The organism is Erythrobacter sp. (assembly GCF_038133525.1).
Lineage (GTDB): Bacteria > Pseudomonadota > Alphaproteobacteria > Sphingomonadales > Sphingomonadaceae > Qipengyuania.
This window is the reverse complement of record NZ_JAYPTL010000024.1, coordinates 23,573-29,664: the sequence shown is the minus strand read 5'-3', so window position 1 is coordinate 29,664 and position 6,092 is coordinate 23,573. Positions and strand designations below refer to the sequence as shown.

Genomic DNA, 6,092 nt, shown 5'->3' with positions numbered 1-6,092 from the left:
CCGCCGCCGTGACCGGGCGCCTGACCGATGTTCGTAAGCTCGCCTCTTGCCAAGTAGTCGATGCCTAACCATTGAGGACCGATGACCAAGAACATCAAGGGAAAGGCCGCCATCGCCGGTGCGATCGGCTCGGCCGCCATCGCCGCAGCACTGCTTTATGCAAGCAAGCGGAAGGAAAAGAAGAAAGCCGCCCAACCGGGCCCGGTACCTTCGGGGGAGAAGCCCGAAACCGACTAGGTCGCACTCACGGGGAGAGAGGAATGACCAAGGCGCAAACCCTGATAGTCGCAGCAATGATTTCGCTGGCGGCACCCGCAACAGCACAGGATGCCCCCGATATCGAATTGTGGCGGCTCGATTGCGGCACGATCGAGTTGAGCGATGCCGGTCCATTCTCCGACACGCGCCTCTATGATGGCGAAAGGCGCACGCTGACCGACAGCTGCTATGTCATCCGCAACGGCGCACGGTATTTGCTTTGGGACGCGGGCTTCCCCGCTGCGCTCAAGGGCAATAGCGACACGCAAGGTGTATTCACCATCAGTCTCGCGCAGACCATTCCGGAACAGCTTGCCCGGATCGGCCTGAAGCCGTCGGACATTACCTATGTCGCCGTAAGCCATTATCATGGCGACCACATCGGCCAGGCCCAGGACTTCCCGGCAGCGGAACTGCTGATCGGCCGCGGCGATGCGGATGCGGTCGTTTCGGGAAGTCTGGACGGAATTCGTGCCCAGTTTGCCCCCTGGTTCGCCGAAGGCGCAACCGGCAAGGTCAACCGCATAGCCGGTGACCTCGACGTATTCGGCGATGCATCGGTCACCATGATCAACACGCCTGGTCATACGCCCGGGCATCATTCGCTGGTGGTTCGACTTCCCAGATCGGGCACGATCATGCTGACCGGCGATCTCTATCACTTCGAAGAGCAGATCGAGAACCGGGGCGTGCCACAGTTCAATACCGACCGGGCGGACACGCTCGCTTCGTTCGAGCGCTTCAACCAGATGGCGGACAATCTCGACGCGACAATCGTGATTCAGCACGATCCGCGGCACCTGATCCGCCTGCCCGAATTCCCGGAGTCCGCCAAGTAATGCAGCCCGTTTCCACCGTCAGCGGCCGTGCGATCCCGCTGGGTCTCAAGAACGTCGATACCGACGTGATCATTCCCGCGCACTGGCTCAAGACAATCAGCCGCGAAGGCCTGGGAGGAGGCGCTTTCGAAAGCCTGCGGGCCGATCCCGAGAATATCATCGACGATCCGGAATTTGCCGGCGCACCGGTTCTGATCGCAGGCGACAATTTCGGCTGCGGATCGAGCCGTGAGCATGCCGCCTGGGCACTGCTCGATCTCGGCATCATGGCCGTGATTGCGCCGAGCTTCTCCGATATCTTTTCGGGCAACGCTTTCAAGAACGGCATCCTGACCGTGGTCCTGCCGCAGGAACAGGTGGACCGCCTGCTCGAAGTGGCGCGTACCGATCCGGTTACCATCGACCTTGAAAACCAGGTCGTCACCACGCCCTTCCAGGATCGCTTTGCGTTCGAGATCGATCCGTTCCGCAAGCACTGCCTGACCAATGGCCTCGACGAGATCGGCCTGACCCTCGCCAGTGAGGATGTGATCGGGCGGCACGAAACCATGCGCGAGGGCGCCCTGCCCTGGCTCAACAATCCAAGGAGAGAAGCAGCGTGAAGGCAGTCCTATCGAAGGAGGTCGGCGGACCCGAAACCCTGGTCGTCGAAGATATCGCAGAGCCCACCCCCGGCGCGGGAGAGGTGCTGGTCAAGGTCGCAGCCTGCGCGATCAACTTCCCCGATACGCTGATCATCCGCGACATGTACCAGTTCAAGCCGCCGCGCCCCTTTGCGCCGGGTGGCGAGATATCCGGCACGATCGAGGCATTGGGCGAAGGTGTCACCGGTTGGCAGGTTGGCGACAGAGTCATGTGCGGCGTAGGCAATGGTGGCCTGCAGGAAAAGGTCGCAGTGGCTGCGGGCCGTCTATTCAAGGTGCCGGACGGCATCGATTTGGTGAAGGCCAGCGCGCTGCTGATGACCTATGGCACGACTATCCACGGGCTGAAGGATCGCGGCGATATCAAGGCGGGTGAAACCGTGCTCGTGCTCGGCGCCGCAGGCGGCGTCGGCCTTTCGGCTGTCGAGCTTGCAAAGGCCTATGGTTGCCGCGTCGTCGCTGCGGTCTCCACTGAGGAAAAGGGTGAGGTCGCCAAGCGCCACGGCGCCGACGAGGTCGTCGTCTACCCGCGCGCGCCGTTCGACAAGGACACTTCCAGGGATCTGGCCAACGCATTCAAGGCCGCCGTCGGCCCCAATGGAGCGGATATCGTCTATGACATTGTTGGCGGCGATTATTCGGAACCCGCCTTGCGCGCCATTGCGTGGGAGGGGCGTTTCCTGGTGATCGGCTTCCCGGCCGGGATCGCCAAGATGCCGCTGAACCTGACCTTGCTTAAGAGCTGCGACATCCGTGGCGTCTTCTGGGGTGCGTTCACCGCGCGCGAGCCCGAGCGCAACGCCCAGAACATCGAGGAATTGTTCGATCTGTGGAAGGCCGGTAAGATCGATCCATTGGTCAGCGAGACCTATCCAATTGAGCGAGCGCATGAGGCGATTGCCAAGCTGGAAAACAGGGGCGCGATCGGCAAGTTGGTGGTGACGATGAATGGCTAAGGCGATCCTGATCGCGGCAGGTGCCGCATTCCTTGCTGCCTCCGGTGTCGCTGCGAACGGCACGCCGGAGCCAGCGGCATTGGAAACGCGTCCCGATGCCGATGATCTGGTTGCACTGCGCCAGGCGGGAATGCGGATGATGGTTTCGACCCTCGCCGCGGTCGGCCGTGGGGCAGAAGATGAGGCGACACCACTCAAGCGGGCGGGTTTCGCCATTGGCGGCTTGCAGCGTTTTGCGCAGGCCTTGCCCTCGCTCTACGGCGCCGAAACTGCGGCCGTCCCCGGCACACGAGCGCTTCCCGAGGTCTGGTCGGATCGCGAGGGATTTGAAACGCGTGCTGCGGAGTTCAAATCCGCTGTCGATGCACTCGGCGCCGCCGCAGCGGCCGATGACCGCACAGCCTTTACCCAGGCCCTTGAAAGCACCAAGGCGGCGTGCAAAGCATGCCACGATTCGTTCCGGGCGGAATGAGTGAACTCGCTGCCCGCCTGACACCCATTTCAAGGGAAGCATCATGACCAATTTCAATGATCGCGAGCGCGGCGAAGAAGCGAAGTTCGCCTTCGACGAAGAAAACGCATTCAAGATCGCGGCACGTCGCAATCGACTGGTAGGCGAATGGGCCGCCGGACTGATGAAGCTGACTGAGGAAGAAACCGACGCCTACAAGAAGGCCGTCGTGCAGGCCGATTTCGAAGAAGCCGGCGACGAGGACGTAATTCGCAAGTTGCTCGGCGACCTGACGGCAGCCGGTTGCGACATCAGCGAGTCCGACATCCGGGCGAAGTTGGAAGAGTGCGCCATCGAGGCCCGTCGTCAGTTCATGAGCCAGGGCTGATCCGATGCCGATGGCGGCCGCAGATATCGTCTCGATGATCGAGACCGCGCTACCGGGCGCCACTGTCGAGATGCGCGATCTTGCCGGTGACAACGATCATTGGGCGGCCAGGGTCACGGCTCCGCAATTTGCCGGACTCAACCGAGTGCAGCAGCATAAGCTTGTCTACGAAGCTCTGGGCGGTCGGATGGGTGGAGAGCTGCATGCCTTGCAACTTACCACCCAAGCCCCCAACTGAGTTCTCGTAAGACAATCCCCAGACGAAGGACGGACCATGTCCGATATCAACGAGCGTATTTCCGACATCGTCGGCAACAATGACGTGGTGCTTTTCATGAAGGGCACTCCGCTTTTCCCGCAATGCGGCTTTTCCAGCCGAGCGGTCGCAATTCTGGACCATTGCGGTGTTGCCTACGAAGGTGTCGACGTCCTGCAGGACATGGATATTCGCCAGGGCATCAAGAGCTTCTCCGACTGGCCAACCATTCCCCAGCTCTATGTGAAGGGTGAGTTCGTCGGCGGCAGCGACATCATGATGGAAATGTTCGAAGCCGGTGAACTGCAGCAGATGCTGACCGAAAAGCAGGTCGCGAGGGCAGAAGGCTGACCTGATCGATCCAAGAACGGGAAAGGCCCGCCCGGTGGGACAACCGGGCGGGCCTTTTGTTTTTCGGGGCGCCGCCAGAGAACCAGGGATCGGCGCGCCCCGTCGAAGACTTGAACAGGACACCAACCCATATGCAGGCCACGTGCCAAATCGGGGAATTGCCCGATTTGCCACGGTTATGATGGTTAACCGAAATCACACCTGCATTCACCCTGTAAGATTTCCCGACAACCCGGCCAGAGGAACTCGTATCCCTCTTGGCAAGCAATCCGTTGCAGGCCACAACCTGTTTCATGAGCGATACCTCCCATACCGCATCCGAGGGCATTCCGGCAGCAACCGTGGTTATCTTCCGAAATGGAGGTGACGGCGGCCCGCCAGAGATTCTGATGACCATCCGTTCCCGCGAAATGGTCTTCGCGGGCGGCATGGCAGTGTTCCCGGGCGGGCGGGTCGATCCTGCCGACTTCGAACTCGGCGCCATGCTCGGCGGCGCGCTCGAACCCGACGAGGCGGCGCATCAGGTCGCGGTAGTCCGCGAGACTCTGGAAGAGACCGGGCTTGCGATCGGGATCAGGGGAGCAGTCGATGCGGCGAAAGCGCGTGCGGCGCGGGACTTTCTTCAGCAGACCGGCCAGTTGGCGCCGGTGCTCGAACACTTCGATTGGGAGCTCGATCTCGACCAGTTGACGCCCTTCGCGCGTTGGTTCCCCAAGAACGAGCGCATCCCGCGGGTCTATGACACGCGCTTCTATCTCGCGGACCTGGGTACGGGTGCAGTTGAGATCCAGGCCGATCTGTCAGAAAACACGCATCTGTTCTGGACCACGGCCAAAGGCGCATTGGACGCCGCGGAGCGGGGCGAGATCAAGGTCATCTTCCCGACACGCCGCAATCTCGAGCGGCTCGCCATGTTCAACAGCTTTGCCGAGGCCAAGGCACAGGCGGAAGCGATCCCTGTGCGGACGATCACGCCCTTCATTGGCGAGATGGACGGCAAGAGCTGGCTGCATATCGGCGAGGATTTTGGCTATCCCGTCACCGGCGAACCGCTGGAGACTGTTGCACGGGGCTGACCCCTTCGATCCGCCAGGCCGTCGTACGAAAATCTGGCGCGCCCGGCAGGACTCGAACCTGCAACTCCAAGCTTAGAAGGCTCGTGCTCTATCCAGTTGAACTACGGGCGCGCGCTGCGGACGCCATAACGCCGCTTTCGTCCGGCGCCAATCGGCACTAACCCACTAAGCCATGGAAAACAGCACCCCGCCCGCGCGCTCCCCGGACTCACCGCAATTTCGCTATTATGATCTCGTGATGGCGGCATTCGTAACGATCCTGCTGCTGTCCAACCTGATCGGCGCCTCGAAACCCAGCTACATCAGCCTGCCTGGCATCGGTGAATGGTCGTTCGGCGCCGGCGTCCTGTTCTTCCCGGTGAGTTACATCATCGGCGACGTTCTTACTGAAGTGTATGGCTATGCGCGCGCACGCCGGGTGATCTGGGCTGGCTTTGCAGCCCTTGCTTTCATGGCCTTTATGGCCTGGGTGGTCGTCAGCTTGCCACCCGCAGCGGGCTGGCCGGGGCAGAAAGCCTACGAATTCGTGTTCGGGAACAGCTGGCGTATCGTGTTGGCTTCCATGACCGCATTCTGGGTAGGCGAGTTCGCCAACAGCTTCGTACTCGCAAAGATGAAGGTCTGGTCACAGGGCCGACACCTGTGGATGCGGACGATCGGATCGACCGTGGTCGGCCAAGGGCTCGATAGCCTGATCTTCTACCCGTTAGCCTTCTATGGATTGGCGGGCTGGCCAATCGAACAGCTTTGGCAAGTCGTGTTGTCGCAGTGGGTGATCAAGACCGCATGGGAAGCCTTGTTGACCCCCGTTACCTACCTCGTCGTGGGTAGTCTGAAACGGGCGGAAGGCGTCGAAGTGTTCGACACCGATAC

10 protein-coding genes and 1 tRNA gene are annotated in these 6,092 nt (G+C 61.2%); 10 read left to right on the top strand and 1 reads right to left on the bottom strand.

Features of this window, described 5'->3' with window-relative positions; all coding sequences use genetic code 11:
- Window positions 1–81: 81 nt before the first annotated feature.
- From AAFM29_RS08140 to AAFM29_RS08100, 9 genes are all read left to right on the top strand, one after another.
- A complete protein-coding gene (locus AAFM29_RS08140) occupies window positions 82–237 on the top strand; it encodes an isopropylmalate isomerase (RefSeq protein WP_341712303.1) in 156 nt (51 codons plus the stop codon).
- A 23-nt stretch (window positions 238–260) separates the two neighbouring features.
- Window positions 261–1,097, top strand: a complete 837-nt coding sequence (locus tag AAFM29_RS08135; RefSeq protein ID WP_341712302.1) for an N-acyl homoserine lactonase family protein — start codon at window positions 261–263, stop codon at window positions 1,095–1,097.
- Window positions 1,097–1,699 carry a 3-isopropylmalate dehydratase small subunit gene (leuD, locus tag AAFM29_RS08130; protein WP_341712301.1) on the top strand — a complete coding sequence of 201 codons (603 nt, stop codon included), beginning with the start codon at window positions 1,097–1,099 and terminating at the stop codon, window positions 1,697–1,699. Before AAFM29_RS08135 ends, leuD begins: the two co-directional genes overlap by 1 nt.
- Window positions 1,696–2,697, top strand: a complete 1,002-nt coding sequence (locus AAFM29_RS08125; protein WP_341712300.1) for an NADPH:quinone oxidoreductase family protein — start codon at window positions 1,696–1,698, stop codon at window positions 2,695–2,697. The genes leuD and AAFM29_RS08125 overlap by 4 nt, the downstream gene beginning before the upstream one ends.
- A complete protein-coding gene (locus tag AAFM29_RS08120; protein ID WP_341712299.1) occupies window positions 2,690–3,169 on the top strand; it encodes a cytochrome c in 480 nt (159 codons plus the stop codon). Before AAFM29_RS08125 ends, AAFM29_RS08120 begins: the two co-directional genes overlap by 8 nt.
- Before the next feature lie 43 nt (window positions 3,170–3,212).
- A complete protein-coding gene (locus AAFM29_RS08115; RefSeq protein WP_341712298.1) occupies window positions 3,213–3,536 on the top strand; it encodes a DUF1476 domain-containing protein in 324 nt (107 codons plus the stop codon).
- 4 nt (window positions 3,537–3,540) lie between these two features.
- Window positions 3,541–3,774 carry a BolA/IbaG family iron-sulfur metabolism protein gene (locus tag AAFM29_RS08110; protein ID WP_341712297.1) on the top strand — a complete coding sequence of 78 codons (234 nt, stop codon included), beginning with the start codon at window positions 3,541–3,543 and terminating at the stop codon, window positions 3,772–3,774.
- Window positions 3,775–3,810: 36 nt separating this feature from the next.
- Window positions 3,811–4,143, top strand: coding sequence for a Grx4 family monothiol glutaredoxin (grxD, locus tag AAFM29_RS08105; RefSeq protein ID WP_341712296.1), 333 nt, complete (start codon window positions 3,811–3,813; stop codon window positions 4,141–4,143).
- A 293-nt stretch (window positions 4,144–4,436) separates the two neighbouring features.
- A complete protein-coding gene (locus AAFM29_RS08100; protein ID WP_341712295.1) occupies window positions 4,437–5,219 on the top strand; it encodes an NUDIX domain-containing protein in 783 nt (260 codons plus the stop codon).
- 34 nt (window positions 5,220–5,253) lie between these two features.
- Here the strand turns inward: AAFM29_RS08100 and AAFM29_RS08095 are convergent.
- Window positions 5,254–5,330 (bottom strand) — tRNA-Arg (locus tag AAFM29_RS08095).
- Between the two features lie 61 nt (window positions 5,331–5,391).
- Here AAFM29_RS08095 and AAFM29_RS08090 point away from each other — a divergent pair.
- Window positions 5,392–6,092 (top strand): queuosine precursor transporter (locus AAFM29_RS08090; protein ID WP_341712294.1); only part of this gene is annotated, 701 nt, incomplete at its 3' end.